Source organism: Jatrophihabitans sp. sgz311053 (assembly GCF_056135305.1).
Genome location: NZ_JBWAXP010000002.1, coordinates 571,527 through 597,285, shown reverse-complemented (window position 1 = coordinate 597,285; position 25,759 = coordinate 571,527). Strand labels below are relative to the sequence as shown.

General features: G+C 71.7%; 23 protein-coding genes. 13 read left to right on the top strand and 10 right to left on the bottom strand.

Going from position 1 to position 25,759, the window contains the following annotated elements; genetic code table 11:
• Nucleotides 1–93 precede the first annotated feature (93 nt).
• Together AC0NZQ_RS11725 and AC0NZQ_RS11720 are read left to right on the top strand one after the other, a co-directional pair.
• Nucleotides 94–546, top strand: coding sequence for a MarR family winged helix-turn-helix transcriptional regulator (locus tag AC0NZQ_RS11725; RefSeq protein ID WP_474530011.1), 453 nt, complete (start codon nucleotides 94–96; stop codon nucleotides 544–546).
• A 32-nt stretch (nucleotides 547–578) separates the two neighbouring features.
• Nucleotides 579–734, top strand: a complete 156-nt coding sequence (locus tag AC0NZQ_RS11720) for a hypothetical protein (RefSeq protein ID WP_474530010.1) — start codon at nucleotides 579–581, stop codon at nucleotides 732–734.
• Here the strand turns inward: AC0NZQ_RS11720 and AC0NZQ_RS11715 are convergent.
• Nucleotides 707–1,108, bottom strand: coding sequence for a DUF4234 domain-containing protein (locus tag AC0NZQ_RS11715; RefSeq protein ID WP_474530009.1), 402 nt, complete (start codon nucleotides 1,106–1,108; stop codon nucleotides 707–709). The genes AC0NZQ_RS11720 and AC0NZQ_RS11715 overlap by 28 nt on opposite strands.
• Nucleotides 1,109–1,220: 112 nt before the next feature.
• Here AC0NZQ_RS11715 and AC0NZQ_RS11710 point away from each other — a divergent pair, with 112 nt between their 5' ends.
• Genes AC0NZQ_RS11710 through AC0NZQ_RS11690 form a run of 5 tightly spaced genes read left to right on the top strand, consistent with a single transcriptional unit; the run spans nucleotide 1,221 to nucleotide 5,447 of the window.
• The gene (locus AC0NZQ_RS11710) at nucleotides 1,221–3,176 is read left to right on the top strand and encodes a vWA domain-containing protein (RefSeq protein ID WP_474530008.1); all 1,956 of its coding nucleotides are present in this window, start codon (nucleotides 1,221–1,223) and stop codon (nucleotides 3,174–3,176) included.
• A gap of 31 nt (nucleotides 3,177–3,207) precedes the next feature.
• Complete coding sequence (locus AC0NZQ_RS11705; RefSeq protein WP_474530007.1) at nucleotides 3,208–3,666, top strand: hypothetical protein; 459 nt, start codon at nucleotides 3,208–3,210, stop codon at nucleotides 3,664–3,666.
• Nucleotides 3,663–4,121 (top strand): GNAT family N-acetyltransferase, encoded by a 459-nt coding sequence (locus tag AC0NZQ_RS11700; RefSeq protein WP_474530006.1) that lies wholly within the window; start codon nucleotides 3,663–3,665, stop codon nucleotides 4,119–4,121. The genes AC0NZQ_RS11705 and AC0NZQ_RS11700 overlap by 4 nt, the downstream gene beginning before the upstream one ends.
• A gap of 16 nt (nucleotides 4,122–4,137) precedes the next feature.
• Nucleotides 4,138–4,626, top strand: a complete 489-nt coding sequence (locus tag AC0NZQ_RS11695; RefSeq protein ID WP_474530005.1) for a SigE family RNA polymerase sigma factor — start codon at nucleotides 4,138–4,140, stop codon at nucleotides 4,624–4,626.
• Nucleotides 4,623–5,447: a hypothetical protein gene (locus AC0NZQ_RS11690; protein ID WP_474530004.1), complete on the top strand. Its 825-nt coding sequence runs from the start codon at nucleotides 4,623–4,625 to the stop codon at nucleotides 5,445–5,447. The genes AC0NZQ_RS11695 and AC0NZQ_RS11690 overlap by 4 nt, the downstream gene beginning before the upstream one ends.
• Here the strand turns inward: AC0NZQ_RS11690 and AC0NZQ_RS11685 are convergent.
• Both AC0NZQ_RS11685 and AC0NZQ_RS11680 read right to left on the bottom strand, forming a co-directional pair.
• Complete coding sequence (locus AC0NZQ_RS11685) at nucleotides 5,433–6,932, bottom strand: aromatic amino acid lyase (RefSeq protein ID WP_474530003.1); 1,500 nt, start codon at nucleotides 6,930–6,932, stop codon at nucleotides 5,433–5,435. The genes AC0NZQ_RS11690 and AC0NZQ_RS11685 overlap by 15 nt on opposite strands.
• 40 nt (nucleotides 6,933–6,972) lie before the next feature.
• Nucleotides 6,973–8,160, bottom strand: coding sequence for a zinc-dependent alcohol dehydrogenase (locus AC0NZQ_RS11680; RefSeq protein ID WP_474530002.1), 1,188 nt, complete (start codon nucleotides 8,158–8,160; stop codon nucleotides 6,973–6,975).
• Nucleotides 8,161–8,324: 164 nt separating this feature from the next.
• Between AC0NZQ_RS11680 and AC0NZQ_RS11675 the strand changes: the two genes are divergently transcribed.
• Nucleotides 8,325–10,043 (top strand): bifunctional metallophosphatase/5'-nucleotidase, encoded by a 1,719-nt coding sequence (locus tag AC0NZQ_RS11675; protein WP_474530001.1) that lies wholly within the window; start codon nucleotides 8,325–8,327, stop codon nucleotides 10,041–10,043.
• A 125-nt stretch (nucleotides 10,044–10,168) separates the two neighbouring features.
• Here the strand turns inward: AC0NZQ_RS11675 and AC0NZQ_RS11670 are convergent, their stop codons facing one another.
• The 5 genes from AC0NZQ_RS11670 to AC0NZQ_RS11650 form a co-directional block, all read right to left on the bottom strand.
• Nucleotides 10,169–12,640, bottom strand: coding sequence for a bifunctional acetate--CoA ligase family protein/GNAT family N-acetyltransferase (locus AC0NZQ_RS11670; RefSeq protein WP_474530000.1), 2,472 nt, complete (start codon nucleotides 12,638–12,640; stop codon nucleotides 10,169–10,171).
• The gene (locus tag AC0NZQ_RS11665; protein WP_474529999.1) at nucleotides 12,624–13,796 is read right to left on the bottom strand and encodes an acetoin utilization protein AcuC; all 1,173 of its coding nucleotides are present in this window, start codon (nucleotides 13,794–13,796) and stop codon (nucleotides 12,624–12,626) included. The genes AC0NZQ_RS11670 and AC0NZQ_RS11665 overlap by 17 nt, the downstream gene beginning before the upstream one ends.
• A gap of 62 nt (nucleotides 13,797–13,858) precedes the next feature.
• A complete protein-coding gene (locus AC0NZQ_RS11660) occupies nucleotides 13,859–14,692 on the bottom strand; it encodes an SDR family oxidoreductase (RefSeq protein ID WP_474529998.1) in 834 nt (277 codons plus the stop codon).
• A gap of 9 nt (nucleotides 14,693–14,701) precedes the next feature.
• Nucleotides 14,702–15,721 (bottom strand): LLM class flavin-dependent oxidoreductase, encoded by a 1,020-nt coding sequence (locus tag AC0NZQ_RS11655; protein ID WP_474529997.1) that lies wholly within the window; start codon nucleotides 15,719–15,721, stop codon nucleotides 14,702–14,704.
• The gene (locus AC0NZQ_RS11650) at nucleotides 15,718–16,854 is read right to left on the bottom strand and encodes a cystathionine gamma-synthase (protein WP_474529996.1); all 1,137 of its coding nucleotides are present in this window, start codon (nucleotides 16,852–16,854) and stop codon (nucleotides 15,718–15,720) included. The genes AC0NZQ_RS11655 and AC0NZQ_RS11650 overlap by 4 nt, the downstream gene beginning before the upstream one ends.
• A 52-nt stretch (nucleotides 16,855–16,906) precedes the next feature.
• On the opposite strand from AC0NZQ_RS11650, the gene AC0NZQ_RS11645 reads away from it, so the two are divergent.
• A complete protein-coding gene (locus AC0NZQ_RS11645; RefSeq protein ID WP_474529995.1) occupies nucleotides 16,907–17,743 on the top strand; it encodes a PhzF family phenazine biosynthesis protein in 837 nt (278 codons plus the stop codon).
• A 6-nt stretch (nucleotides 17,744–17,749) separates the two neighbouring features.
• Here AC0NZQ_RS11645 and AC0NZQ_RS11640 read toward each other — a convergent pair whose 3' ends face one another.
• Complete coding sequence (locus AC0NZQ_RS11640) at nucleotides 17,750–19,135, bottom strand: cystathionine beta-synthase (protein WP_474529994.1); 1,386 nt, start codon at nucleotides 19,133–19,135, stop codon at nucleotides 17,750–17,752.
• Nucleotides 19,136–19,212: 77 nt separating this feature from the next.
• On the opposite strand from AC0NZQ_RS11640, the gene AC0NZQ_RS11635 reads away from it, so the two are divergent.
• Together AC0NZQ_RS11635 and AC0NZQ_RS11630 are read left to right on the top strand one after the other, a co-directional pair.
• Nucleotides 19,213–20,244, top strand: a complete 1,032-nt coding sequence (locus tag AC0NZQ_RS11635; RefSeq protein ID WP_474529993.1) for an SGNH/GDSL hydrolase family protein — start codon at nucleotides 19,213–19,215, stop codon at nucleotides 20,242–20,244.
• Between the two features lie 61 nt (nucleotides 20,245–20,305).
• Nucleotides 20,306–21,523 carry an acetyl-CoA C-acetyltransferase gene (locus AC0NZQ_RS11630; RefSeq protein ID WP_474529992.1) on the top strand — a complete coding sequence of 406 codons (1,218 nt, stop codon included), beginning with the start codon at nucleotides 20,306–20,308 and terminating at the stop codon, nucleotides 21,521–21,523.
• A gap of 503 nt (nucleotides 21,524–22,026) precedes the next feature.
• Here AC0NZQ_RS11630 and AC0NZQ_RS11625 read toward each other — a convergent pair.
• A complete protein-coding gene (locus AC0NZQ_RS11625; RefSeq protein WP_474531380.1) occupies nucleotides 22,027–22,782 on the bottom strand; it encodes a Bax inhibitor-1/YccA family protein in 756 nt (251 codons plus the stop codon).
• Nucleotides 22,783–23,047: 265 nt separating this feature from the next.
• On the opposite strand from AC0NZQ_RS11625, the gene AC0NZQ_RS11620 reads away from it, so the two are divergent.
• Both AC0NZQ_RS11620 and AC0NZQ_RS11615 read left to right on the top strand, forming a co-directional pair.
• Nucleotides 23,048–24,376, top strand: a complete 1,329-nt coding sequence (locus AC0NZQ_RS11620; RefSeq protein WP_474529991.1) for an acyl-CoA dehydrogenase family protein — start codon at nucleotides 23,048–23,050, stop codon at nucleotides 24,374–24,376.
• Nucleotides 24,376–25,587, top strand: coding sequence for an acyl-CoA dehydrogenase family protein (locus tag AC0NZQ_RS11615; RefSeq protein ID WP_474529989.1), 1,212 nt, complete (start codon nucleotides 24,376–24,378; stop codon nucleotides 25,585–25,587). Before AC0NZQ_RS11620 ends, AC0NZQ_RS11615 begins: the two co-directional genes overlap by 1 nt.
• The last annotated feature ends 172 nt before the right edge of the window (nucleotides 25,588–25,759 follow it).

The following is a 25,759-nucleotide window of genomic DNA, read 5'->3' as shown; positions in this document are numbered from 1 at the left end:
CTCGTCGGGGTCGGACGACGAGAGCCTCCCCGAGATAGCTAGAGAATCTAACTATCAGTTTCTCTACTGAGCGTCCCGTGGTGCAATCGCGGCATGACGTCCGAGCCGCTGACCGACCTCGACGACGCGACGCTGGCCGTGCGCGATCTCATCGGCGCATCACGGGGCCTCGTGGCCCGTATGGCGAAGGTGATGCAGATGAACGCCACGGACATGTCGGCGATAGGCGAGCTCACCCAGCACGGCCCCCTCGGGACGGCCGAGCTCGCCGACCGGCTCGGCATCCGCTCGGCCTCCGCCACCGTCCTCGTCGACCGGCTCGAACGCTCGGGCCACATTCGGCGCGTGCGCGACGACAGCGACCGGCGTCGCGTCCGGCTGACCGAGACGGCGGCGGCCCGACGGGACAGCTATGCCGCATGGGAGCCGGTGATCGAGACCATCGACGACGTGGCCCGCTCACTGTCGGCCGACGAGCGGGCCGTCGTCTGCGACTTCCTCAGCCGGGTCACCGCCGCCGTCGAACGAGGCGGCACGCAGCCGTGAGCCGGGGCGGGAAAGCGGACACCCTCACCGACATGACCGGATTCGACCCGACCGCCCCGGACCGCGACACCAGTAAGGACGCGCCGGAGGAGTTCCCCGACAACGTCGTCCCGCCCGAGGTGCTGACCGGGGACGACGGCCGCCCCGCCCCTACCGATGATCAGGACGCGCCGAGCGACCGCCAGTAGGAGTTGAGCTGGCCCTGGACCTTGACGAACCAGATCAGCTGACCCAGCAGCGGCAGGAAGAGCCAGAAGCCGGTCTTGCCACTGACCCGGCTCTCCTGTCCGCTCCGCTCCACCACATTGCGAACCTCGGCCGGCAGCACGAAGTAGGTCGCCGGCGAGAAGAGCAGGAAGAGGATCAGGCCGAGCCCACCGCCCAGGCCGGTGCCGGAGTGCGCCTTCAGCTCGCCGTGGGTCTTGAACGTCCACACGAGGCCGTAGATGCCCAGGGTCACGATCGTCAACAGGATGCAGGCGACGATCGAACGCGGCTTGCCCAGCGGTCCGTAGGCGTTGCCGATGGCATGCGTGGCGGGCTGAGCGGGCGTGTAGGTCATGGTGGTGGCTCTCTGCGCGCGGGCAGCGTCTCCGCCCGATCGAGGGAGTGTTGCATCCGTGTGAGTTTTTGTCGCAACCCTTGGCGCGGATTGGTGATTACGCTGGGGACACATGAGCTTCCGATACGGCGCATACGCGGGCGGACCGGACCCGATGGAGCCGCCGTACGACATCCGGCAGGCGCTGGACGAGATCGGTGACGACGTCCTCGCGGGCATGTCCCCGCGCAATGCGCTGAACCGGCTGCTGCGGCGAGGCGCGACCGGGCGAGACGGGCTGGACGCGCTGCGCCGGCAGGCGCGCGAGCGGGCACGGCAGCTGCGCCAGCAAGGACGTCTCGACGGCACCCTCGATCAGGTCCGGGAGCTGCTCGACACCGCACTGGAGGAGGAGAAGCGCGCCCTCTTCCCCGTCCCGGACGACTCCGCCCGCATGGCCGAGGCCGAGCTGGACGCGCTGCCGCGGGACACCAGTCGCGCGGTCCGCGAGCTCGCCGAGTACCAGTGGCGCTCGGCCGAGGCACGGCAGACCTACGAGCAGATCCAGCAGCTGCTCCGCGACGAGGTGCTCGACGCCCAGTTCGCCGGCATGAAGGACGCGATGCAGAACGCGTCGGCCGAGGACTTCGAGCGGCTGCGGCAGATGATGGGCGCGCTCAACGACATGCTCGACGCCGACGCCCGCGGGGAGCACACCCCCGAGGACTTCGCGCAGTTCATGCAGCAGTACGGCGACTTCTTCCCCGAACAGCCGCAGAATCTCGACGAGCTCGTCGACCAGCTCGCCCGCCGCGCGGCCGCGGCGCAGCAGCTGCTCAACTCCCTCACCGCCGAGCAGCGCGAGGAGCTGGCCGGGCTGATGGCGCAGGCGATGTCGCAGTCCGGCCTGGCCGACGAGATGTCGCGGTTGCAGCAGGGGTTGCGCAGCGCCCGGCCGGACCTGCAGTGGGGCGGCCGGCAGCGGATGGACGGCGACGAGGGCATGGGGCTCTCCGACGCCACCGGGGCGTTGGCAGAACTGGCGGACTTGGACCAGCTCGAGGAGCTGCTCGGCCAGGACTACCCCGGCGCCAGCCTGGAGGACGTCGACGAGGAGCTGATCGAACGGGCGCTGGGTCGGGCCGCCGTCGAGGACATGGCCCAGCTGCGTCGCATCGAACGCGAGCTGCGCGAGCAGGGCTACGTCCAGCGCGGCGGCGACGGGCTACGGCTGAGCCCGCGCGCCCTGCGACGGCTCGGCAGCACCGCCCTGCGCCGGGTCTTCAGCATGGTGGAGGCGAAGGGGCGCGGCGGTCATGACGTCCGAGACGCCGGCGCCGCCGGCGAGATCACCGGGGCCAGCCGGGAGTGGCGCTTCGGCGACGAGCAGCCCCTGGACGTCGTCCGGTCGGTGCGCAACGCCGTCCTGCGCAGCGCCGGCAGCGGTGAGCGCGAGGTCCGGATGCAGGCCGAGGACTTCGAGGTGGTCGAGACCGAGCGGCGCGCCTCGGCCGCCATCGCACTGCTGGTCGACATGTCGTACTCGATGGAGCTGCGCGGCACCTGGGGCGAGGCGAAGACGACCGCGCTGGCACTGCACTCGCTGGTCACCACCAAGTACCCGCAGGACGCCATCGAGATCATCGGCTTCAGTGACTACGCCCGGGTGATGACCCCGAACGCCCTGGTCGAGCACGACTGGGATCGGGTGCAGGGCACGAACCTGCAGCACGGACTGATGCTCGCCCGCCGCCACCTGGACAAGCACCGCGGCGCCGAGCCGCTCATCCTGGTGATCACCGACGGCGAGCCCACCGCGCATCTGGCCGTCGACGGCTTCGCCGACTTCACCTGGCCGCCGAGCCCGGAGACCGTGGCAGCCACACTGGCCGAGGTCGAGCGCTGCACCCGTCGCGGCGCGACGATCAACGTCTTCATGCTCGACGACGACCCGCGGCTGGTCTCGTTCATGCAGGACATCGGACGGCGCAACGGCGGTCGCGTCTTCTCTCCCAAGCGTGGGGCGCTCGGCGAGTACGTCGTCGCCGACTACCTCACCCAGCGCCGGGGCAAGCGGCGGGCCGGATAGTCGGCCGTCCGGCCTGGATTAGCCTGCCGGTATGTCCGCCTACCATCTGCTGCTCGCGGTGCACCTCGTCCTGGCCGTCTTCGCGATCGGACCGCTGGTCCACGGCGCCACCACCGCCGGCCGAGGTATCCGCACCGGTGACGGCGCGGCCACCGGCGCGTCGGCACGCATGCTGCGGATCTACGCCTACGTCTCGGTGCTCGTCGTGCTGGCCGGCTTCGCGCTGATGAGCCTGGACTCGCCGTACGCGAAGGGCGAGAAGGTCGGCGAGTTCGGCCAGACCTGGATCTGGCTGTCGCTGCTGCTGTGGCTCGTCGCTGCCGGCCTCACCCTCGGCCTGATCGTCCCGACGCTGGAGAAGGCGACCACGCTGATCGGCGAGGAGAAGTCGGTGGTGACGCTCACCGGCCGGGTCGCCGCCGGCGGCGGGATCGTGGCGTTGATCTTCGTGGTGATCGTCGTGCTCATGGTCTACCAGCCGGGCCGGTGAGCATCCGGGTCGACGAGGTCGGGGCGGAGGTCACCCGCGCGCTGCGGCTCGCGGTCCTGCGCGGTGCCGACCCCGGCTACACCACGGCCCCCGGCGACGCTCCCGGTGCCGTCCACCTCGCCGCCCGCGACGGGGAGGAGGTGGTCGGTGCCGTCGTGCTCCTGCGCGAACCGTGCCCGCTGTGGCCGGCACGCCCGGGTCTGCGACTGCGGGGGATGGCGGTCGCGCCGCAGCGGCAGGGCAGCGGCGTCGGCTCGCTCGTCCTCGCCGCCGCCTGCCGCCGGGTGGGGACCGACGAGATCCTCTGGTGCAACGCCCGGACCACGGCATGCCCCTTCTACGAACGGCACGGCTTCCGCGCCGAGGGCGAGGAGTTCCGCACCGGCGACACCGGCGTGCCCCATTTCCTGATGTGGTGGAACCCGGACGGCGGTCCACCTCGTCTCAGTCAGTGACCGGGACGGGAGGAGCATGCGAGACGAGGCAGGGTTCCGCGCCTTCGTGGAGACGAACGGCGCCTCGCTGCTGCATGCCGCCCGGCTGCTGACCGGAGACCATCACCGCGGCGAGGACCTCGTGCAGACAGCGCTCATCAAGCTCGCCCTGAGGTGGGGACGGGTCGACGCGCCGGTGGCCTATGCCCGCAAGGCGATGGTGAACGCGCACATCGACTCGCAGCGGCGACGGTGGTGGGGCGAGCGCCCCACCGACGAGCTCCCCGAACCCGCGGCCGAGACTGCAGAGCTCGCAGCCTCCGAGCAGCGCGACGAGCTGCGCCGGCTGCTGGCCGGGTTGCCGGCACGCGACCGCGCCGTGGTGGTGATGCGCTACTACTGCGACCTCTCCGAGCAGCAGACCGCGGCAACCCTCGGCATCCCGGTCGGCACCGTCAAGAGCAGCTGCGCCCGGGCATTGGCCCGGTTGCGCGTCGAAGTCACCAGCGGAGGTGTGACGTCATGAGCCCGTCCGAGGACGAACTGCGCCGAGCCCTGCGCGCCGGCGAGGGCGATCGGCCCGACACCGATCGCGTCGTCGCCGCGGGAGCAGCAGCGCGGGCACAGCGACGGACCCGCTGGGTCCAGGGTGCCGCCGCCGTCGTGCTCGTCGGGGCCACCGCCGCCGTCGTCGGTGTCGTGGCGGGCAATCGGGACGACGGGGGCTCCTCGCCCCGGAACGGCCCGGGGGAGAGCGCGGCCGTCGCACCGGGCGGGCGCGGCATCGCCTCGGGCGAGCCGACCCCCGGCGGGACGGACCGCCCCGAGCCGTCGGCCACCGACCACCTCCCCATCCGCAAGGCGTCGTGCCCGGACCTGTTCCCGGCACGGCTGCAGCCCGGCACCGACAGTCCGGGACGGCTCTTCGCCCGCACCGCCACGTCGATCACGGTCTGCGCCTACGGCTCGGCGGTGCGGGGCGCCGATGCCCCCGGCCCGGCCTCCCTGGTCTTCAGCGGGGACGAGGCGCAGGCGTTGCAGCGGTCGTTGGAGAACGCCGCCTCCTCCCCCCTCGGCAGCTCCTGCACGGCCGTCCGTCCCAGCGAGCAGCGGCGGCTGCTCTTCCTCGCCACCGCGGCCGACGGCACCGTGCTCCGCCCGGTCACCACGACCCTCACCCTGCCGCTCTGCGACACCCGCACCACCAACGGTGCCAGCGTCCGGTACGGCTGGGTCCCGCCGCTGGACCAGCGGCAGCGGCTCTACGCGCTCTCTCCCGGCAACCCGGCGGCGACGCTGCCGCCACGCAGCCCGAGCGGACGGGTCATCGGGTCACCTGTCCGCTGAGCGCTGGGTCAGCTGTTCGCTGAGCGCTTCGGGCAGGTCGTTCTCCCAGCTGGTGTCGGGCAGCGTCATGTCAGCGAAGTCGACGAGCCGGTTGAGCAGGATCCGGGCCAGCTCGATGTCGGCGGTGAGATCGCGGTCCGCGACGTCGCCGGAGAGGTCCGCGCAGGCCGCCAGCACGTCGCCGAGGACCCCGGTGGGCTGCGGCGCGCGCATCCGGTTGGCCCGGACCGCGGTCAGCAGCTCGGTGGCCACCAGCAGCTCGTAGCTCTCGGCGCTGGCGAGCAGCTGCCGGGCTGCCAGCGAGGCGAAGCTGGCGGTGTCCTCGGCGCCGCGCGAGACCGAGGTGGTCTGGACCGCCGCCGGTGTCGCCGCGGCACGGATGTCGCCCAGCGCAGCCGCGGCGACGTACTCGACCAGCATCACTCCCGAGGCCCCCGGCGTCCCGTCGCCGAGGAAGGCGGGCAGTGACGTATGCGCGGGTTCGCTCAAATAGGTGAGGCGGTGCTGGACGAGCTGCGCCGACTGGACCGCCGCATTGCGCACCGTGTCGGCCGCGACGGCGAGGTACGAGGCGTGAAAACCGCCGTGATGGGCGACGGCACCGTCCGGCAGGATCACCGGATTCTCCGACGGCGCGTTGACGTAGGCGTCGACCGTGTCGCGCAGCGCCGCCAGCGCGTCCAGCAGCACGCCGTGGCTCTGCGGCAGGGCGCGCAGGCCGTAGGGGTCCTGGATGCGCAGGGCCCGGCTCGCCTCGGAGCCGATGAGGCTGCGCATCGCGCTGCAGGTCGCCCGCGCCCCGAGCATCGGCGTGGCCCGCTCCACCGCCCGGGAGAAGGCCTCGAGGTTGCCGTCGAGGGCGAAGAAGCTCAGCGCGGCCACGGCGAGCCCGGCCCGGGTGGCCCGGGAGAACCGCGACAGCCCCAGCCCGGCGTCGGCCAGCGCCGCGGCATTGCTGGACAGGAACGGCAGGGCGTCGTCCGGGCCCAGCAGCAGCGGCAGACCACGGGCGGCGGCGTGATCCTGCACGGCCAGCGCGGTGGCCGCGAGCGCGGCGAGGTCCGCGGTCCCGACCCCGGTGTGCTCGTGCACCGCGGGCAGCGCATCGTCCTCGATGAGGGCGGTCAGGCCCATGACGACCTCGGGGGCCACGCCGGAGCCGCCGGCCAACAGCTGGTTGAGCCGTACCAGCAGCAGCGCGCGGACCCGCTCCGGACTGCGCAGCGGGCCAGCTGCGGTGGCGTGACTGCGCAGCAACGCCTGCGCCGCCTCGACCGTCGGCTCGACCGCAACCTCCCGGTTGGCCCCGACGCCGGTGCTGCGGCCGTAGATGGGACGCTCCCCCCGCAGCCGCACCGCCCACTCGTGCGACCGCCGCACCCGGTGCAGGGCCTCGACATCGAGCGAGACCCGCACGGGCGCGGCGGTCAGCGGAGCGAGCGCGTCGGCGGAGAGGTGTTGACCGTCCAGATGGAGCACGGGCATGACGGACAGTCTGCCGCCCGCATGTTGCCGCCGGGCGTCGTCAGGGGGTCAGCACGTACTTCACGGCACCGTCCTGCTTCTTCTGGAACGTCTCGTAGGCCTCCGGCGCCTCGGCCAGCGGCACCCGATGGGTCGCGAAGGACTCCACGCCGAGGACGTCGGTGTCGTCGAGCAGCGGCATGATGTCGTCGACCCAGCGCTTGACGTTGGCCTGCCCCATCCGCAGCTGGATCTGCTTGTCGAACATCTGCAGCATCGGCAGCGGGTCGGCCGCGCCGCCGTAGACGCCACTCAGCGAGACCGTCCCGCCCCGGCGGACGATGTCGATGGCCGAGTTCAGGGCCGCCAGCCGATCCGTCCCCGCCTTGAGCATCATCGGCTCGGCGACAGCGTCCGGGAGCAGCGCGGCGAGCTTGTGGGCGGCCTTGGCGCCGGGCGAGCCGTGGGCCTCCATGCCGACGGCGTCCACCACCGAGTCCGGGCCGCGGCCACCGGTGAGCTCCCGGATGGCATCGCCGATCTCGTCCTGCTTGTCCAGCGAGTTCAGGTCGACGGTCTCGATGCCGCGGGCCCGCAGCCGTTCCAGGCGCTCGGGCACCAGGTCGACGCCGATGACACGTGCGCCCTGGTGGGTGGCGATGCGCGACGCCATGTCGCCGATCGGTCCCAGCCCCAGCACGACGAGCGTGCCGTCCTTCGGGACGTCGGCGTACGCCACCGCCTGCCAGGCGGTGGGCAGCACGTCGGAGAGATAGACGAAGCGCTCGTCGGCCGGCCCGTCCGGGACCGTGATGTGCGTGAACGACGCCTGCGGCACCCGCAGGTACTCGGCCTGCCCGCCCGCGACCTCGCCGTAGAGCTTGCTGTAGCCGAAGAGGGCCGCGCCGCTGCCGTACTCGCGGACCTGCGTCGTCTCGCACTGGGTGTAGAGCTGCTGGTCGCACATGTAGCAGTGGCCGCAGGAGATCTGGAACGGGATGACGACACGGTCGCCGACGGACAGTCCGCGAACCTCCGGTCCGACCTCCTCGACGACGCCCATTGCCTCGTGTCCGAGGATGTCGCCCGGTTCCATGAACGCGCCCAGCACCTCGTAGAGGTGCAGGTCGGAGCCGCAGATGTTGGTCGAGGTCACCTTAACGATGGCGTCCTCGGGGTCCCGGATCTCGGGGTCCGGGACGTCCTCGACCCGGACGTCCCGCTTGCCCTGCCATGTCACTGCCTTCACGTCGGCCTCCAGCCGTGGTCCGGTCGCAATACCGGCTGGTGGCTCAACCGACGTCGAAAAGTCTTGTCTCCCCTGGCGTGCCCCGGCTTCGGGTTCTGGTCACGTTCACCCGCGTTTGGTCTACTTCCTGCGCACCTGAGAAATCACCGAGCGAAGAGGAACCCATGTCGTCACCCCGCTGGCAACGTCGCGTCGCGACCGCCGCCGCCCTGCTGACCGGCGTCGGTCTCGCCGCCGTCGCCATCCCTGGCACGGCGCAGGCCACGCCGAAGCCCCCGGCCCGCACCGTGGACGTCCGCCTGATCAGCTTCAACGACCTGCACGGCAATCTCGAGCCGCCGTCGGGCTCGTCCGGCCGGGTCACGCTGGCCAACGGCACCACCGTCAACGCCGGCGGCGCCGCCTATCTCGCCACCCACGTCAAGCAGCTGCGCAGCGAGGTGAAGAACTCGCTGCTGCTCTCGACGGGTGACAACATCGGCGCCTCGCCGGTCATCTCTGCGCTCTTCCACGACGAGCCCACCATCGACTTCCTCAACCAGCTCGGCGTGCAGGCCTCCGTCGTCGGGAACCACGAGTTCGACGAGGGCTATAAGGAGCTGCAGCGCATGCAGTTCGGTGGCTGCCACCCGACCGACGGGTGCCAGTTCCGTCCGAGCTTCGGTGGCGCGAAGTTCCCGTTCCTCGGGGCCAACGTCACCTTCACGAACGGCTTCCCGGCCCTGCTGCCCTTCACCGTGAAGTTCTCCGGCGGCGTGCCCATCGGCATCATCGGCGCGACGCTGAAGGACCTGCCCACCGTCGTCACCCCCGAGGCGATCAAGGGGCTGAAGTTCGGTGACGAGGTCCGCGCCATCGACAAGACCGCGAACCTGCTCGACCGGCTCGGCGTCAAGTCGCAGGTCGTCCTGCTGCACCAGGGCGACAACACCGAGGGTGGCGGCCCCGACGACTGCAAGCTGGTCGCCGCCGGCCCCGCCGCGAAGATTGCGGCGGCAGCCACGCCCAAGGTGGACGCCTTCTTCACCGGCCACAGCCACCAGCAGTACAACTGCTCGTTCCCCGACCCGGCCGGCAACCCGCGACCGGTGATCCAGGGAGCGTCGTTCGGCCGGCTGCTGTCGGTCGTCGACTTGGTCATCGACCGCAAGACGCGCGACGTCGTCCGCTCGGCCACCACGGCCCACAACGAGATCGTCACCCGCGACGTCACGCCGGATGCCGCCACGACGGCCCTCGTCGACGAGGCCAAGACCAAGGCGGCCCCGATCGCCAACCGCAAGGTCGGCACCATCACCGCCGACCTCAACCGCGCCGGTGCCGCGTCGGGCGAGTCGCCGCTGGGTGACGTCATCGCCGACGCCCAGCTCGAGGCGACGAGGAGCAACGGCGCCCAGATCGCCATCACCAACCCGGGCGGCATCCGCGCCGACCTCACCTACGCCTCCTCAGCCAACGGTGAGGGCGACGGCGTCGTCACCTACGGCGAGGCGTTCACGGTGCAGCCGTTCAGCAACATCATGCAGACCATCACGCTCACCGGTGCCAATCTGAAGCGGGTGCTCGAGCAGCAGTTCGACAACACCACCGGCCAGAAGATCCTGCAGATCTCCAGCACGCTGCACTACAGCTACTCGACCTCGGCGCCGCTGGGCTCCAAGATCAGCAACATCACCGTTGCCGGGGTGCCGGTCACCGACTCTGCGACCTACCGGGTCTCGGTGAACAACTTCCTCGCCTCCGGCGGGGACGGCTTCACCGAATTCACCAAGGGCACGGACCTGGCCGGCGGCCCCGTCGACCTCGACGCCTTCCTGGCCTACCTGGCGGCGCACCCGAACATCGCACCGCCGCCGGCGGACCGGGTGACCGTCACCCCGTAACCCGGCTCGGCACCTCCGCCGCGGCACTGCACCTGCAGCGGCACCACCCGCTCGTTCCCGCAAGTGATCAACAGGCGGTTTCGGTCGTCATCGCGACCGAAACCGCCTGTTGATCATCGAGGGGCTCAGAGCCCGCGCAGCCGCCGGGGACCGGTGTCGGCCCGGGCGGTGGCGGGCGCGATGTGGACCGCAGCAGCGGTGACGTGGGCACCAAACGGCGTGGCGAGCACGGACAGGCGGCACTCGGCGATCTCGGGGAGCGCATCACCCAGGACGGAGAGCCGTAGCGCCAGCTGCGCCAGCGCATCGGTGTCGCAGGGCTGCGCGCCCCGGTACCCGGTGAGCAGGGGCGCCGCCCGCGGCGCGGCGATGAGCTTCTGTGCGTCCAGGCCGGTGAGTGGCACGGCGGCGTAGGCGGTGTCACCGAGCAGCTCGGTCGCCACTCCCCCGATGCCGAAGGAGACCAGCGCGCCGAAGGACCGCTCGTCGAAGACGGCGAGCTCGACCTCCACCGTCTCCGACGGCCGCTCCTGCGAGAGCGTGATCCCGGCCGCGGCCAGCAGCCGGGCCACCTCGTCGGCACCGAGCTGACGTCCTGCCGGGGTCTCGGCGAGGGCGGCCTGCACGACCGCCCGGCCGGCGTCGAGATCGACGTCGTCGAAGACCGGCAGTGTCCCCGGCTCGGCTGTCCGCCAGCGCGCGTAGCGCACGGCGCGGGCCAGCGCACGGACCGCCCGCTCGGGCGACGGGTAGGACGGCACCGACCCCACCGGCGGCGCGTCCGAACCGGGCGCCGCAAGCGCCTCGGGGACGCCCTCGAAGCCGAGGAAGGTCGAGAGCACCGGCTTCTCGCTCGTCGCGGCGAGGTCCCGGACGGCGCGCGCCACCTCGTCCCCGGTCTCGGGCTGCAGCGGCGGGACGAAGACCACCGTCACCGCGTCCACCTCGGGATCGTCCAGCGCGGTGCGCAGCGCGGCGGCGAAGGCCTCCGGGCCCGCCTCGACACCGGTGTCGTCCAACCTGGTCAGCCGGAGCCCCTCGGCCGCGCAGGCGTTGGCGACCAGGACGCCGATGGCCGTCGAGTTGCCCACCACCGCGACCCGGTCGCCCTTCGGCAGGGGCTGGGTGGAGAGCAGCAGCGCGATGTCGAACATGCCGCTCACCGTCTCCACCCGGATGACACCGGAGGCCTCGAAGAGCGTGCGGACGCTGATCTCGGGGACGTCGACCGAGGTCTGGGCCAGACCGGCGACCGGGGCGATGGCGGTGCCGCTCTTCACCGCGACGATCGGTTTCGTCCGTCCCAGGCGCCGGGTCAGCCGGGCGAACTTGCGCGGGTTGCCGAAGCTCTCCAGGTACATCAGGACGACCGAGGTCCGGTCGTCGGTCTCCCAGTACTGCAGCAGGTCGTTGCCGGAGACGTCGGCGCGGTTGCCGGCGCTGACGAACGACGACACCCCGAGGCCCCGGCGGGCGGCCTCACCGAGGATGGTCACGCCGAGGGCGCCGGACTGGCTGAAGAAACCCACCCGTCCCGGCCGTGGCGAGAGTGGAGCCAGCGAGGCGTTGAGCCGGACGGCCGGATCGGTGTTGACGATGCCGAGGCAGTTGGGCCCGACCACCCGCATGCCGTGCGATCGCGCCGAGGCGACCAGGCGCCGCTGCTCGTCACGGCCGGCGTCGCGGGCGTCGTCGCTGCCGCTCTCGCCGAAGCCACCGGAGATGACGACCAGCCCCCGCACCCCGCGCCGGGCGCACTGCTCGACGACCCCCGGCACCGAGGCCGCCGGCACCGCGATCACCACCAGGTCGACCTCGCCGGGGATGTCGAGCACCGAGGGATAGGCCGGCACCCCGTGGACGTGACGCGCCTCGGCGTTGACGGGGTAGAGCGCGGCCTCGGGATTGGTGCGCAGCAGGTTGCGGAACACCGCGTTGCCGAGCTTGCCCTCGTCGTTGCTGGCGCCGACCACGGCCACGGAGCCGGGAGCGAGCAGCCGGCCGATGGAGCGGGCCTCCGCGCGTTGCTCGCGCTCGCGCGTCACCCGCTCGGTCACGGCGGTCTCGTCCACGGCGAACTCGAGGGTCACCTCGCCGTGCTCGATGTGACGGGTCGTCTCGTAGCCGGCCTCGCGGAAGACGCGGATCATGGCGCTGTTCTCGGCCAGCACCACGGCGATGAAGCGGCGCAGCCCGACCTCGCGGGCGGCGGCCGCCAGGTGCTCCAGCAGAACCGAGCCGATGCCGCGACCCTGGTGGGCGTCGGCGACGACGAAGGCCACCTCCGCGTCGGTGGTCTGTTCGTACCGCTCGTAGCGCCCCACCGCGATGATCTCGCCCGCCAGCTCGGCCACGAAGGCGACGCGGTCGCGATGGTCGACGGTGACAAAGCGGGCCAGATCGCGTTCGGGGATGCGGGGATAGGCGGAGAAGTAGCGCAGGTAGCGGGTCCGCTGCGACAGCCCGCCGTGGAAGCGCACCAGCGCCTCGGCGTCCTCGGGTCGGATCGGGCGGAGGTGGACGGTGCCGCCGTCGGCCGCCACCACGTCGGCTTCCCAGTGGGCGGGGGCGACGGCGCGATCAGTCCCGGGGGTCATCGGGGTCCAGTCCGAGCAGCGGGAAGACGGCCCGGCGGGTGGCGCCGATCGCGCCGTCGAGCCACCCGTCGCCGCCGGGGATCCACGGCGTCACCTCGGCGAGCGGTTTCTCCCCCATCCGGTCGGGCAACGCGCCGGTGTAGCCGCGGCCGCGCAGGTGCCGGGTCCATCCCGCCGGGACCGCGGCGTCGGGATCCACAGCGCTGCCGGTCGCCTCGGCCAGCAGGTGCGTCCAGGTACGGGGGACGCAGCGGACGAGCCCGTAGCCGCCGCCGCCGAAGGCCAGCCACCGGCCGCCCGCGACCTCGTGCGCGAGGCGGTGCATGCGCGCGATGGCGGCGCGCTGACCGTCGACGGTCAGCTGCAGGTTGGCCAGCGGGTCCTCGTGGTGGGTGTCGCAGCCGCACTGCGAGACCAGGACGTCGGGTGCGAACGCCCGGACCGCGCCGGGGACCACGGCGTCGAAGGCCCGTAGCCAGCCGGCGTCGGTGGTGCCCGGCGGCAGCGCGACGTTGACGGCCGTCCCCTCGGCGTCACCGCTGCCGGTCTCGCTCGGCATGCCCGTGCCGGGGAAGAGCGTCCGCGGGTCCTGGTGCAGGCTGATCGTCAGTACCCGCGGGTCGTCGTAGAAGGCGGCCTGGACGCCGTCGCCGTGGTGGACGTCGATGTCGACGTAGGCCACCCGTTCGGCCCCGGCTGCCAGCAGCTCGGTGATGCCCAGGACGACGTCGTTGAAGATGCAGAAGCCAGCGGCGTGGTCGCGCATGGCGTGGTGCAGGCCGCCGGCGATGTTGACGGCGTGCTCCACCTCCCCGGACCACAGCGAGCGCGCCGCCTGCGCGGACCCGCCCGCGATCAGCGCCGCGGCGTCGTACATCCCGGTGAAGACGGGGTCGTCGGTGGTCCCCAGTCCGAAGCCCGTGAAGGACGGGTCCCCGCTCGCCTCGCGCACTGCGGCCAGATAGCCGGCGTCGTGGATGGTCAGCAGCTGCGCCTCGTCGGCGGCCACCGGGGCGGTGACGGTGAGGCGCTCCAGTACGCCCAGCTCCCGCGCCATGCGGACGGTGAGATCGAGACGCACCGGATTCAGCGGGTGGTCGCCGAAGTCGTAGGCCAGGTACGTCTCGTCCCACACGGCACCGGCGCGACACTCCATCCTCCGACCGTAGCCAGGAAGCCTGAGCGCCGGTACTCAGGCCGGGTACCGGCGCCGACCACTCAGCCGTTGGCCTCGACGGCAACGTCCTGCCACTGCCGCCAGCTCGCCAACCGCGACTCGTAGTCCTTCTCCGCAATGGCCAGCGGCGCCTCGCCGAAGAAGACCCGCAGCGGCGGCTCGTCGGCGTCGACGACCTTGAGCAGCGCTGCCGCGCTCGCCTTCGGGTCGCCGGACTTGGAGGTCCGCTGCTTGCGCTGCTCCTGCGCCCTGGCGCGGAAGTCGTCGTAGTCCGGCAGCTCCTCGGAGTGCTTCGCCGAGGGCCCGGCCCAGTCGGTGGAGAAACCGCCCGGCTCGATGAGCGTCACCTTCACGCCGAAGTCGGCGACCTCCTGCGCCAGCGCCTGGCTCAAGCCCTCGAGCGCCCATTTGGAGGCGTGGTACGCGCCGACGAGCGGGAAGGCCGAGATGCCGCCGATGGACGACACCTGCAGGATGTGCCCGCTGCCCTGCTCACGCAGGATCGGCAGCGCCGCCTGCGTCACCCACAGCGCACCGAAGAAGTTGGTCTCGAGCTGGTCTCGGACGTCGGCCTCGCTGAGCTCCTCGACCATGCCGAAGTGGCCGTACCCGGCATTGTTGATCACGATGTCCAGCCGGCCGAAGCGCTCGTGCGCCTGCTTCACCGCGGCGAAGTCCGCTCCGCGATCGGTGACGTCCAGCTGCAGCGGCAGCAGCCGGTCGCCGTAGCGCTCGGCGAGGTCGTCGAGGGTCGAGGTGTCGCGGGCGGTGGCGGCGACGTTGTCGCCGCGCTCGAGGGCGGCGATGCTCCACTCGCGACCGAAACCGCGGGAGGCGCCGGTGATGAACCAGGTCCTGGTCTGTGCAGAGGTCATGCTCCCGGCTTACCCGGCGGCAGGGCTCCATCCCAGGGCCGGGCCGAGGTGCGTCGCCATGTCTCTCAGGATCTGGTCGTAATCCTCCGGCCGGAAGCTGAACGGCAGCGCGAAGGCGACCTCGTCCACCAGCCGGAACGCCGCGTGCTCCCGCAACCGCTGCGCCAGCTGCTCGGACGTGCCCACGAGATCGGGCGCGAACAGCATCCGGGCGGGGCCCTGCGGGCTCGTGGTCCGGGGCAGCCGGGACGCCGCGTAGGCCTCGTACCGCTCCCGCTGCTCCGGCGTCGCCGAGTCGGTGGGGATGACGACCAGGCCCTGCGAGACCCGTCCCGTCGGATGCAGCTCGCGATAGGCGGCGATCTGGCGAGCCTGGACTCCGGCGAAGTCGACGGGATCGCCGTCGTCGAGCTTGAGGACGCTGCTGGTGAGGAAGTTCAGACGCTGCGCCGCGGCCCACTGGGCCGAGCGCAGGCTCGCACCGCCGTACCAGACCCGCTCGGCCAATCCGGGGCTGTGCGGCTCGACGCGCTCGGACCACTCCTCGATGCCCTCGGTACCGCGGAAGCTGCCGGCCGGGCCGCCCCGCAGGAAGCCGACCAGTCGCTCCACCCGGGCATAGCTGAAGTCCTCCACCTCGGCGGTGTCGGGGTAGAGCGCGGCCCGGACGTCGTCCCAGTGCATCGGCGGACCGACGCTGACACCGGGGTTGAGACGCCCGCCGGAGAGGACGTCGACGGTGGCGAGATCCTCGGCGAGGCGCAGCGGGTTCTCCCAGCCCAGCGGCGTCACCGCTGTCCCCAGCTCGATGCGGCTGGTGCACTGCGTCGCCGCCGCGAGGACGGCCACCGGCGAGGAGATGCCGTACTGCAGGTGGCGGTGCCGCAGCCAGGCGGAGTCCAGGCCCAGCTCCTCGCCGAGCTCGATCATGCGCAGCGTCGTCTCGTGACCGCCGCGCGGGTCGTCCCGGTCGAAGAGGCCGATGGTGAGGAATCCCAGCCGTCGCAGCGGGCGGTCGGCCTCGCTCATGCCAGCGCGGCGGTGAGGTCGCCGATCAGGTCGTCGATGTCCTCGATCCCGACCGAGAGCCGGACCAGGTCGGCGGGCACCTCCAGGGCCGAGCCCGCGACACTGGCGTGGGTCATCCGGCCGGGGTGCTCGATGAGCGACTCGACACCGCCGAGCGACTCGCCGAGGGTGAAGACGTCGACCAGCCCGCAGATCTTCAGCGCGGCCTCCTCGCCGCCGCGGAGGCGGAATGAGACCATGCCGCCGAAGCCACTCATCTGCCGTGCCGCGACGTCGTGGTTCGGGTGCTCCGGCAGGCCGGGGTAGAGGACCTGCGACACCCCGGCATGGCCGGTGAGGAAGTCGACGACCCGCTCGGCGTTGGCGCAGTGGCGGTCCATCCGGACGCCCAGGGTCTTGATGCCGCGCAGCACCAGCCAGGCGTCGAAGGGACCGGCGACGGCCCCCATCGCGTTCTGGTGGAAGGCCAGCTCGTCACCGACGCCGGCCTCGGCGGCGACCAGCGCCCCGCCGACGACGTCGGAGTGGCCGCCCATGTACTTCGTGGTGGAGTGGACGACGACGTCGGCGCCGAGGGCGAGCGGCTGCTGCAGGTAGGACGAGGCGAAGGTGTTGTCCACGACGAGCTTGGCACCCGCCCCGTGCGCGATCTCGGCCAGCGCGGCGATGTCGGCGATGCCGAGCAGCGGGTTGGTCGGCGTCTCGCACCAGATGATCTTCGTGTTCGGGCGCAGCGCCTCCCGGACCGCCGCCGGATCGCCCAGCGGCACCGGCGTGAACTCCAGACCCCAGTTTGCGCAGACCCGCGCAATGAGGCGGTAGGTGCCACCGTAGGCGTCGTTCGGCAGCAGCACGTGATCGCCCGGACGGCACAGCGCCCGGAGCAGCGTGTCCTCGGCCGCCAGCCCGCTGGCGAAGGCCAGCCCGCGGGCGCCGTTCTCCAGCGAGGCCAGCGCCTGCTCCAGCGCGGTGCGGGTCGGGTTCGCGCTGCGGCTGTACTCGTAACCCTCGCGCAGGCCGCCGACCCCGTCCTGCTTGTAGGTCGAGGTCGCGTAGATCGGCACCGCCACCGCACCGGTGCGCGGGTCCGGCTCCTGCCCGTCGTGGATGGCACGCGTGTTGAAACCCGTCATGCCTGCCACGCTACCGAGCGGCAGCTCCGGATGGTTCTGCCAGAGTGGGCCGGTGCTTCGCTTCACCCAGGTCGATGTCTTCACCGACGAGCTCACGTGCGGCAACCCGGTCGCGGTGGTCCACGACGCCGACGGGCTCGACGACCGCCGGCTCGCGGACTTCGCCCGCTGGACGAACCTCAGCGAGACGACCTTCCTGCTGCAGCCGACCGACCCCAACGCCGACTACCGGGTGCGGATCCTCACCACCGCCCGCGAGCTGCCCTTCGCCGGACATCCCACCCTCGGGTCGGCCCGCGCCTGGCTCGCCGCCGGCGGCGTCCCGCGCCACGGGGATCACCTGATCCAGCAGTGCGGCGCCGGCCTCGTCGCCGTCCACCTCGACGGTGACCGGCTGGCCTTCGAGGCGCCGCCGCTGCTGCGCAGCGGTCCGGTGGCAGACGCGGACGTGACCGAGCTCGCCGTGGCGCTGCAGCTCGAGCCCGGCGAGATCGTCGCCGCGCAGTGGTGCGACAACGGACCGGGCTGGGTCGGGCTGCTGTTGCGCGATGCCGAGCGCGTGCTGTCGCTGCGACCGGACCGCACCCGCTTCGGCCGCTTCACCGACATCGGCGTGGCCGGCCCCTACCCGACGGGGGCCGAGGCGGCCTTCGAGGTGCGCGCCTTCATGGCCACCGATGCCGCGCTGGAGGACCCGGTGACCGGCAGCCTCAACGCCGCCCTCGGACAGTGGCTCATCCCGGCCGGGCTCGCCCCGGCGTCCTACGTCGCGAGCCAGGGCACCGCACTGGGGCGGCGCGGCCGGGTCCATGTCGAGCAGCGGGGCGAGACGATCCTCGTCGGCGGTGACACCGTCATCGGCATCACCGGCGACGTCGCGCTGGGCTGAGCCGGGTCAGCTCTCCCCGGCCAGGTGACCCAGCAGGTCCTGCCGGGTGATGACGCCCGCCGGTTTGCCGTCGATGTGAACGAGCAGCGCGTCCGCGGACCCGAGCGCGTGCACCGCCTGGCTCACCGACTCGCCGGAGCCGATGATCGGCAGCGACGGCGACATGTGCGGCTCGACGGCATCGGCGAGCGCCGCCGAGCCGGCGAAGAGCGCCTCCAGCAGCGCCCGCTCAGAGACCGAGCCCACGACCTCGCCCGCCGTCACCGGCGGCTCGGCCTTGACGATCGGCATCTGCGAGACGCCGTACTCGCGCAGGATGTCGATGGCGTCGCGGACGGTCTCGTTGGGGTGCCCGTGCACCAGCGAGGGCGTGTCGCCGGACTTGGCCCGCAACACGTCGCCGACGGTCTCCTCGCCGGCGGTGTCACTGAAGCCGTAGTCGGCCAGCCAGCGCTCGTTGAAGATCTTGGACATGTAGCCGCGGCCGCCGTCGGGCAGCAGCACAACGATGACGTCGTCGGGGCCGGCATCCTTGGCGACTTCGCGGGCCGCGACGGTCGCCATGCCGCAGGAGCCGCCGACGAGCAGCCCCTCCTCGCGGGCGAGGCGGCGCGTCATCGCGAAGGAGTCCGCGTCGCTGACGGCCACGATGCGGTCGCAGATACTGCGGTCGTAGGTATCAGGCCAGAAGTCCTCGCCCACGCCCTCGACGAGGTAGGGACGCCCGGTGCCCCCGCTGTAGACGGAGCCCTCCGGGTCGGCGCCGATGACCTGCACGCGACCGTTCGAGACCTCCTTGAGGTAGCGGCCGGTGCCACTGATGGTGCCGCCGGTGCCGACGCCGGCCACGAAGTGCGTGATCCGTCCCTCCGTCTGCTCCCAGAGCTCGGGTCCGGTGGTCTCGTAGTGCGAGCGCGGGTTGTTGGCGTTGGCGTACTGGTTGGGCTTCCAGCCGCCGGGCGTCTCACGCGCCAGCCGGTCGGAGACCGAGTAGTACGAGCGCGGGTCGGCGGGGTCCACAGCGGTGGGGCAGACCACCACCTCGGCGCCGAAGGCCCGCAGCGTGTCGATCTTGTCGGTGCTGACCTTGTCCGGGCAGATGAAGATGCACTTGTAGCCGCGCTGCTGCGCGACGATGGCCAGACCGATCCCGGTGTTGCCCGAGGTCGGCTCCACGATGGTGCCGCCGGGCTTGAGCTCGCCGGAGGCCTCGGCGGCGTCGATCATCCGGACGGCGATGCGGTCCTTCACCGACCCGCCGGGATTGAAGTACTCGACCTTGGCGAGCACGAGCGGACCACCGGTCGCGGGGACGGCGTCGGAGAGCACGGAGCGGAGCCTGACCAGCGGGGTGTTGCCGATCAGCTCCACGAGGGAGTCGCTGTAGCGCATGGCGCACACCGTATCGCCCGCCACGGGCCGCGCCGCCCCTATCACCGGCCGCCGGGACCACCGATAACCTGCGCAGGGTGAGCAGGGTACGGCGGGTGCGACGGATCGCGCTCTGGGGTGGCGGGGCCGCCGGCGTCGTCGTCGGCGGCGGATCGGGGCTCTTCGCCGGCATCATGTACGCCGAGACCAAGCTTGCCCGACGCCGCATCCCCCAGGCCTCCGGCCTGCCCCCGGTCACCCACGACACCACCTGGGCCGCCGCCGGGGTCAGCCGTGCCCGGACGCCGATCCGGATGGCGTGGCTCGGTGACTCGACTGCCGCCGGGTACGGCGTGCGCCAGGACCGCGACACCCCGGCCGCCCAGCTCGCCCTCGGCATCTCCGAGGCGGCCCGCCGGCCGGTCCACGTCACCAACGTCGCCGTGGTCGGCGCGGTCTCCGCGGCATTGCCCGAGCAGCTGACCCGGCTGCGGGCGCTCGGCAAGGACCGACCCGACCTCGCCGTGATCATGATCGGCGCCAACGACGTCACCGCGCGCACCTCGCCGGCCGACGCCGTCCCGCACCTGGAGGAGGTGGTCCGGACGCTGGTCTCGGCGGGGGTCGAGACGGTGGTCGGCACCTGCCCGGACTTCGGCGCCATCCGGCCACTGTCGCAGCCGCTGCGGGCCTACGCGCGGCGGCTGTCCCGGCAGATGGCGCGCGAGCAGACGGTCGCCGTGGTCCGCGCCGGCGGCCGGACGGTGTCGCTCGGCGATCTGCTCGGCCCGCTCTTCATGACCCGCCTCGACCTCTTCAGCGAGGACCGCTTCCACCCGTCGGCGGCCGGGTACGCCGAGGCCACGACGGCGATGCTGCCGTCGGCGCTGGACGCGCTCGGGCTGCGCACCCGGGCACGGTCGGCGTCGGCCTTCACCACCCGCCGGGTGAAGCCGGTGGCCCGCGCCGCCGCGCAGGCCGTGGCGCGGCCGGGGACCGAAGTCGTGGCGGCCGAACGCTTCGGCAAGGCCGAGAACCGGCACGGTCCACTGGCCCGGCTGCGACGACGGGGCTTCCGTCGCGGCGGCGAGCCGCCCGCCTCCCGAGAGGGCAGCGCAGCCGTCCGCTGAGGCCGGCACGGGCGAGTGGCACTATCGAAGGGCGTCCCTCCGTCACCCGTCAGGAGCCCCCATGCCCGAAGCCGTCATCGTCTCGACCGCCCGCTCCCCCATCGGGCGCGCGGTCAAGGGCTCGCTGGTCAGTGCCCGTCCGGACGACCTCGCCGTCCAGATGGTGCGCGCCGCGCTGGACAAGGTGCCGGCCCTCGACCCGCACGACATCGACGACCTCATGCTGGGCGTCGGCCAGCCGGCCGGCGAGTCCGGCTTCAACCTCGGGCGGGCCGTCGCCGTCGAGCTCGGTTACGACTTCCTGCCCGGCACGACGGTCAACCGCTACTGCTCGTCGTCGCTGCAGACCACCCGGATGGCCTTCCACGCCATCAAGGCCGGTGAGGGGCACGCCTTCGTCTCGGCCGGCGTCGAGACGGTGTCGCGCTACGAGCACGGCCGCTCCGACCTCCCCGACGCCCGCAACCCCCTCTTCGGCGACGCCCTCGCGCGCACGGCGAAGGTGACCGAGTCCGGTGCCGACGAGTGGCACGACCCCCGCCAGGACGGCGAGCTGCCCGACCTCTACATCGCGATGGGGCAGACCGCCGAGAACGTCGCGCTGCACAGCGGCGTCAGCCGCGAGGACATGGACCACTTCGGCGTCCGCTCGCAGAACCTCGCCGAGGCCGCGATCGCCTCCGGCTTCTGGGCCAAGGACATCACCCCGGTGACGCTCGCCGACGGCTCGGTTGTGAGCACCGACGACGGCCCCCGCGCCGGCGTCACCTACGAGGCCGTCTCGCAGCTCAAGCCGGTCTTCCGTCCGGACGGCCGCGTCACCGCCGGCAACTGCTGTCCGCTCAACGACGGCGCGGCGGCGGTCGTGGTGATGAGCGACGAGAAGGCCAAGGCGCTGGGGCTGACGCCGCTGGCGCGCATCGTCGCCACCGGCGTCTCCGGCCTGTCACCGGAGATCATGGGGCTGGGCCCGGTCGAGGCGAGCCGTCGCGCGCTGGCTCACGCCGGCATGGGCATCGGCGACATCGACCTCGTCGAGATCAACGAGGCCTTCGCCGCCCAGGTGCTCGCCTCGCAGCGCGAGCTCGGCATCGACATGGACCGCCTCAACGTCAACGGTGGCGCCATCGCCGTCGGCCACCCCTTCGGCATGACCGGCGCCCGGATCACGTCGACGCTCATCAACTCGCTGGTCGAGCACGACAAGCAGTTCGGACTGGAGACGATGTGCGTGGGCGGCGGTCAGGGCATGGCCATGATCATCGAGCGGCTCTCGTAGGAAATTTCTTCACGCTCGCGTAACCCCAGTCCGGCCTGCTCGTTGAACCATCTGAACGCGGTCGGAGCTATAGGTGGGGACCTGAGTGGGGAAATTCCGACCGCGAGCGTGACGATCCGCCGCCGCGGCACCTCGGGACAGGTGCCGCCGCGGCGGATCGACGCCGTTAACGGGGTGGTTCGGATCCGCGCACCCAGTCCCGCCCGTCTTCCCCGCCTTGGCCACCCGTCCTCCCCGTCCTTGCCGCCCGTCCTCCCCGTCCGGTCGGTGGGCCGATATCTGTCGAGTGGGCCGAAATATCGGCCCACTCACCTGTTTTCGGCCCACTCAACGGCTGGGCGGACGGGGCGGGTGCGGACGGGCGAGACGGCCGGGCGGGTGCGGACGGGCGAGACGGCCGGGCGGGTGCGGACGGGCAAGACGGCCGGGCGGGTGCCGACGACGAAGGGGCGGGCCCGGTGGGCCCGCCCCTTCGCGGTGTCGTCCGTGCGATGCGGCCGCGGTCAGTCGCGGCTGTAGCTGATCAGTCGCAGGATCTCCAGGTACAGCCACACCAGGGTCACGGTGAGGCCGAAGGCGGCGTACCACGCCATCTTCTGCGGCGCGCCCTGCCGGATACCGCGCTCGATCATGTCGAAGTCGAGCACCAGGTTGAAGGCGGCGAGGCAGATGCAGACCAGGCTGAAGACGATCGCCAGCGGTCCGCCGTCGCGCAGCCCGAGCCCGCCGTCGACGAAGAGGTAGGCGATCATATTGACCAGCATCAGTCCGACGACGCCGATGGTGGCGCCGACGACGATGCGGGTCAGCCGGGGCGTGACCCGGATCGCGCCGATCTTGTAGACGAAGAGCATGCCGCCGGCGACCATGGCCGTGCCGACCACGGCCTGGACGACGATGCCGGGATACCAGTTCTCGAACGCCTTGCTGATCGCGCCGAGGAAGACACCCTCCAGGGCGGCGTAGATCAGTGCCGTGACGGGGTTGACCCGTCCGGTGAAGGACATGAACAGGCCGAGGGCGAAAGCACCCATCGCACCGACGAGCAGCGCCGGCAGGAAGAGATCGTCGGGGACGGCCACCCAGGTGACCGCACCGACTGCGATGACGGTGGCGAGCATGGCGGCGGTGCGCTGGACCACCGAGTCCAGCGTCATGTATCCGGCGGCGCCGGGACGCGGGCCCGCGTACGCGGGCTGGTCGTACATGCCCTGCAGCTCGCCGGCGGTAGGCGGCGGGTAGCCGCCGTTGTTGCCCATGCGGCCGAAGTTGTTGATCACCGGGTTGGACACCGCGGTCGACCTCCTCGTGACGAACGACCGATGTGGCCGTTGCTCCTGTAACGAAGCGTAGACAGCCGTCGTTCCCCTCCCGAGCCGAGACCGGCAACCCACAGGGGGCATACAGCCGGGACCTGTGGCTGTGCCACGTTTCACTCCGCCATTGCGAGGTCCCGGCCAGCAGGTAGATTTACCTGGAACTAGGTGTACCACTCACTCTCTCCGACCACACGGGAGCAGCCGCATGTCAGGGCGTAACAGGAGCGGTCGCGACGCCATGGGCGTCGGGCTCGCCGCACTCAACCGGTTGGCGGGCCTGCCGGTCATCGACCGGCTGGGCCTGCGCAAGCAGACCGAGAAGGCCGTCTACGAGGCGAGCAAGGCGGGCTTCCGCACCGTCACGCAGGTGAACCGGCAGTTCGCCAAGGTGCAGGGCAAGGGCGCGGGCAAGCGCCCCAGCACCTCCGGTGGCAGCGGCCTGTTCGATCTCGAGCCCACCGACGAGCAGAAGATGATCGTCGAGGCCACCGCGGAGTTCGCCGCCGAGCAGCTGCGGCCGGTCGGCACCGAGGCCGACGACGCCCTCGCCACCCCGGAGACCGTCCTCAAGCGGTCGGTGACCGAGCTCGGCATCTCCCAGCTCGCCGTCCCCGAGTCCCTGGGCGGCATGGCCAGCGAGCGGTCGGTCACCACCGGCGTCCTCGTGGCCGAGGCCCTGGCCCACGGCGACATGGGGCAGGCCGTCGCCATCCTCGCCCCCGCGGCCGTCGCCAACGCCCTCGTCCTCTTCGGCGACGACTCCCAGCAGCAGACCTACCTGCCCTCCTTCACCGGCGAGGACGTCCCGGCGGCGGCGCTGTCGGTGCTCGAGCCACACCCGCTCTTCGACCCCTTCGCGCTCAAGACGACCGCGCGCAAGACGGCCGACGGCTACGTGCTCGACGGCGTCAAGTCCCTTGTCCCCCGCGCCACCGAGGCCGAGCTCTTCGTCGTCGCCGCTTCACTGGACGGAACGCCGGCGCTGTTCCTGGTCGAGTCCGGGACCAAGGGCATCGTCGTCGAGTCCGAGCCGGCGATGGGGTTGCGCGCCGCCTCGACGGCCCGCCTGTTGCTGGACGGCGTCACCGTGCCCTCGGGCGCGCTGCTCGGCGGGGGGTCGCGGGAGAACTACGCCGACCTCATCCGGCTCTCGCGCATCGGCTGGGCTGCCCTGGCCTGCGGCACCGGCAAGGCCGTCCTCGACTACGTCATCCCCTATGTCAACGACCGCAAGGCCTTCGGCGAGCCCATCAGCAACCGGCAGGCGGTCGCCTTCATGGTCGCCAACATCGGTATCGAGCTCGAGGGTGCCCGCCTGACGACGCTGCGGGCCGCCGCCCGCGCCGAGCAGGGCAAGTCCTTCGCCCGTGAGACGGCGCTCGCCCGTCGCCTCACCGCCGACTACGGCATGCAGATCGGCTCCAACGGCGTTCAGCTGCTGGGCGGTCACGGTTACGTCAAGGATCACCCGGTGGAGCGCTGGTACCGCGATCTTCGCTCCGCTGCCGTCATGGAAGGTGTGGTGCTGGTCTGATGGCCATCAGTCTGGAGACCCCCAAGAAGTTCGAGATGATCATCAATCAGGCGCACCAGGTCTCGACCGAGATCTTCCGCCCGATCTCGCGCAAGTACGACCAGGCCGAGCACGAGTACCCCAAGGAGCTCGACACCCTCGCCGCGCTGATCGACGGCATGAACGAGGGCGGCGAGGGCGGGACCGGTGCCCGCGGCGTGCGTCGCGACGAGAGCAAGGACAAGGCCGGCAACAAGAACGGCACCAACATGTCCTCCGTGCTGTCGATCATGGAGGCCTGCTGGGGCGACGTCGCGCTCGTGCTGTCGATGCCGCGGCAGGGCCTCGGCGACGCGGCCATCGCCTCCGTTGCCAACGAGGAGCAGCTGGAGCGCTTCGGCGGCCTCTGGGCGTCCATGGCCATCACCGAGCCCGGCTTCGGCTCGGACTCGTCCGCCGTCTCGACCACCGCCGTCCTCGACGGCGACGAGTACGTGATCAACGGCGAGAAGATCTACGTCACCTCCGGCGGCCGCTCCAACGCCGTCGTGGTCTGGGCGACGCTGGATAAGACGAAGGGCAAGCAGGCCATCAAGGCCTTCGTCGTCCCGAAGGACACGCCCGGCTGCCGCGTCGACCGGCTCGAGCACAAGCTCGGCATCCGCGCCTCGGACACCGCCACGATCATCTTCGAGGACTGCCGCATCCCCAAGGAGAACCTGCTCGGCTCGCCTGACATCGAGGACGAGAAGGGCTTCCAGGGGGCGATGCAGACCTTCGACAACACTCGTCCGCTGGTGGCCGGCATGGCCGTCGGTTGCGCCCGCGCGGCGCTGGACGAGATCGAGGACCTGCTCAAGCAGGCCGGCGTCGAGGTGGACTACGACAAGCCCGCCTACGCCCAGCCCGCCGCTGCGGCGACGCTGCTGCAGCTGGAGGCTGACTGGGAGGCCGCCTACCTGCTGACGCTCCAGTCCACCTGGATGGCCGACAACCGCAAGGCCAACTCGCTGCAGGCTTCGATGGCCAAGGCCAAGGCCGGCCGCGTCGGCGTCGAGATCACCACCAAGTGCGTCGAGCTCGCCGGCGCCCTCGGCTACAGCGAGAACTCGCTGCTGGAGAAGTGGGCCCGGGACTCGAAGATCCTCGACATCTTCGAGGGCACCCAGCAGATCCAGCAGCTCATCATCGCGCGACGGTTGCTGAACAAGAGCTCGTCCGAGCTCAAGTAGCAGGTCCGCACCACCCGGGCCGGCAGCCGGCGCACACTCCGTGTGCCGGTGGCCGGCCCGTCGCGCGCCGTGGCCCGATGCCGCCGAGGTCAGCCGACCCGGACGGTCGGTGCGGGAGCTGACGGCCTACTGACCGGCTCGCCTCGACGAGCACCGGGCCGGTCCCCGCTCA

What these genes read in the sequence shown, in the direction of transcription:
- AC0NZQ_RS11725 (WP_474530011.1), top strand. Translation starts at nt 94, where the DNA reads ATGACGTCCGAGCCGCTGACCGACCTCGACGACGCGACGCTGGCCGTG.
- AC0NZQ_RS11720 (WP_474530010.1), top strand. Translation starts at nt 579, where the DNA reads ATGACCGGATTCGACCCGACCGCCCCGGACCGCGACACCAGTAAGGAC.
- AC0NZQ_RS11715 (WP_474530009.1), bottom strand. Translation starts at nt 1,108, where the DNA reads ATGACCTACACGCCCGCTCAGCCCGCCACGCATGCCATCGGCAACGCC.
- AC0NZQ_RS11710 (WP_474530008.1), top strand. Translation starts at nt 1,221, where the DNA reads ATGAGCTTCCGATACGGCGCATACGCGGGCGGACCGGACCCGATGGAG.
- AC0NZQ_RS11705 (WP_474530007.1), top strand. Translation starts at nt 3,208, where the DNA reads ATGTCCGCCTACCATCTGCTGCTCGCGGTGCACCTCGTCCTGGCCGTC.
- AC0NZQ_RS11695 (WP_474530005.1), top strand. Translation starts at nt 4,138, where the DNA reads ATGCGAGACGAGGCAGGGTTCCGCGCCTTCGTGGAGACGAACGGCGCC.
- AC0NZQ_RS11690 (WP_474530004.1), top strand. Translation starts at nt 4,623, where the DNA reads ATGAGCCCGTCCGAGGACGAACTGCGCCGAGCCCTGCGCGCCGGCGAG.
- AC0NZQ_RS11685 (WP_474530003.1), bottom strand. Translation starts at nt 6,932, where the DNA reads ATGCCCGTGCTCCATCTGGACGGTCAACACCTCTCCGCCGACGCGCTC.
- AC0NZQ_RS11675 (WP_474530001.1), top strand. Translation starts at nt 8,325, where the DNA reads ATGTCGTCACCCCGCTGGCAACGTCGCGTCGCGACCGCCGCCGCCCTG.
- AC0NZQ_RS11670 (WP_474530000.1), bottom strand. Translation starts at nt 12,640, where the DNA reads ATGACCCCCGGGACTGATCGCGCCGTCGCCCCCGCCCACTGGGAAGCC.
- AC0NZQ_RS11665 (WP_474529999.1), bottom strand. Translation starts at nt 13,796, where the DNA reads ATGGAGTGTCGCGCCGGTGCCGTGTGGGACGAGACGTACCTGGCCTAC.
- AC0NZQ_RS11660 (WP_474529998.1), bottom strand. Translation starts at nt 14,692, where the DNA reads ATGACCTCTGCACAGACCAGGACCTGGTTCATCACCGGCGCCTCCCGC.
- AC0NZQ_RS11655 (WP_474529997.1), bottom strand. Translation starts at nt 15,721, where the DNA reads ATGAGCGAGGCCGACCGCCCGCTGCGACGGCTGGGATTCCTCACCATC.
- AC0NZQ_RS11650 (WP_474529996.1), bottom strand. Translation starts at nt 16,854, where the DNA reads ATGACGGGTTTCAACACGCGTGCCATCCACGACGGGCAGGAGCCGGAC.
- AC0NZQ_RS11640 (WP_474529994.1), bottom strand. Translation starts at nt 19,135, where the DNA reads ATGCGCTACAGCGACTCCCTCGTGGAGCTGATCGGCAACACCCCGCTG.
- AC0NZQ_RS11630 (WP_474529992.1), top strand. Translation starts at nt 20,306, where the DNA reads ATGCCCGAAGCCGTCATCGTCTCGACCGCCCGCTCCCCCATCGGGCGC.
- AC0NZQ_RS11625 (WP_474531380.1), bottom strand. Translation starts at nt 22,782, where the DNA reads ATGGGCAACAACGGCGGCTACCCGCCGCCTACCGCCGGCGAGCTGCAG.
- AC0NZQ_RS11620 (WP_474529991.1), top strand. Translation starts at nt 23,048, where the DNA reads ATGTCAGGGCGTAACAGGAGCGGTCGCGACGCCATGGGCGTCGGGCTC.
- AC0NZQ_RS11615 (WP_474529989.1), top strand. Translation starts at nt 24,376, where the DNA reads ATGGCCATCAGTCTGGAGACCCCCAAGAAGTTCGAGATGATCATCAAT.